At 71.6% G+C, this 430-nt stretch carries 1 protein-coding gene; it reads left to right on the forward strand.

The annotated features are described in order from the left end of the window. A partial coding sequence (locus SB658_RS22010; RefSeq protein ID WP_410602310.1) for a hypothetical protein occupies positions 1-430 on the forward strand: 430 nt, incomplete at both ends.

Below are 430 nucleotides of genomic sequence, written 5' to 3' on the forward strand. Positions count from 1 at the left end.
TTCTGCACCTGGCCGGGCAAAGGCCTCTGCTGGTGTCCCCGGTCGAGCTCGCGCAACGCGCCGTCGAGCTGCCGCAGGCCGGATCCGTCGCGGCAGTTGTCGCCGTCGCGGCCCTCGCCGCCGTGATCGGGATAGTCCTCGTGGTGCTCGCCGTCGCGCCCGGGCGTCGCGCACGCCACGCCATCCAGGTGTCGGCCGGCACCGTCGTCGTCGACAACGAGGTGATCGCATCGGCGCTCGCCGAGCGGGTGAGGCGCGAGCTGAACCTGCCACGGGGCGCGGTCGTCGTGGGCGTCGGACATCGCACGGCCGACGTCACGATCACGCCCGAAGCGGGCCAGCGCATCGAGGCGGCCGAAGTAAAGGCCCTGGTCGCCGACGAGCTGTCTGGGTACGATGCAGACCGCTCGCTCAAGATCCGCTCGCGGAT

Source organism: Bacillus sp. SIMBA_008 (assembly GCF_046535495.1).
Lineage (GTDB): Bacteria > Bacillota > Bacilli > Bacillales > Bacillaceae > Bacillus > Bacillus subtilis.